Origin of the sequence: Streptomyces sp. NPDC056160 (assembly GCF_042268205.1) — a bacterium.
GTDB lineage: Bacteria > Actinomycetota > Actinomycetes > Streptomycetales > Streptomycetaceae > Streptomyces.
Genome location: NZ_JBHJUW010000363.1, coordinates 1 through 1,178 on the forward strand (window position 1 = coordinate 1; position 1,178 = coordinate 1,178).

General features: G+C 70.5%; 1 pseudogene. It reads left to right on the forward strand.

The features are described from left to right. Nucleotides 1-168: 168 nt before the first annotated feature. Nucleotides 169-1,082 (forward strand): annotated as a pseudogene (locus ACFC02_RS42750) (IS3 family transposase); the annotation flags it as partial. Nucleotides 1,083-1,178: the final 96 nt, after the last annotated feature.

Sequence of the window (1,178 nt, forward strand, 5' to 3'; positions counted from 1 at the left end):
CCGGGCCGCGAGCCGGTCGTCAGCGGCCTGGCGGGCCATGCGAGCCGGGGCGGTGCGACGCCAGTAATAGAAACTCGAGCGGGCGATCCCGAGAAGGAGCCTGACCCCGGATCTTGGACACCAGAGACACTTGGATCTTGAGGATCTGAGGAGTGGAGTCCTGTACTGATGGCGATGAAGCATTACCCGGCCGAGTTCAAGGCGGACGCGGTCGCGTTGTACCGGTCCCGGCCCGGGGCGACGATCAAGTCGGTCGCCGCGGACCTGGGCGTGAACACCGAGACACTGCGGAACTGGATACGTGCGGCCGACGGCCGGCGCACGGGCGGCCACACCGCGCCGCGCCCGGCCGCGCCGGTGGCGGCCGAGGGGATGGAGGCCGAGCTCGTCGCCCTGCGCAGGCGGGTGCGTGAGCTGGAAGAAGAGCGCGACATCCTGCAGAAGGCGGCGAAGTATTTCGCCGGGGCGACGCGCTGGTGAACCGCTTCCAGTGTGTCGCCGGCCTGCGCGCCGAGCACGGCGTGAAGCGGTTGTGCCAGGTCCTCGGGATCGCCCGATCGAGTTTCTACTACTGGCAGGCCACCGCGCTGGCCAGGGCCGCCCGGCAGGCGGCCGACGAGAAGCTGACCGCCAGGATCGCCGCCGTCCACGCCGCCTCGGACGGCACCTACGGCGTCCCCAGGATCACCGCCGAGCTCCGCGAGACCGGCGGCGAGCCGGTGAACCACAAGAAGGCCGCCCGGCTGATGAAGACCGCTGGCATCGCCGGATTCCGGCTGCGCAGGAAGCACCGCACCACCGTCGCGGACCCGGCCGCGGCGAAGGCCCCTGACCTGATCGGCCGGGACTTCACCGCCACCGAGGTGAACACCAAGTACGTCGGGGACATCACCTATCTGCCGGTCGGCGGCGGGAAGTTCTGCTACCTCGCGACCGTGATCGACCTCGCGTCCCGGCGGCTGGCGGGCTGGGCGATCGCCGGCCATATGCGCGCGGAGCTGGTCGTCGACGCCCTGGCCGCCGCCGAGCGGACCCGCGACCGCCTCGCGGGAGCGATCATGCACACCGACCACGGGGCCCAATGAGCAATGCTCGGAACCTGTGGATCGGTGCCGGGAGGAACGCGGAGGGCGTACCTTCCCGATGATCCCTTGAAGGTCTCCGAGTAGGCCCGCGTT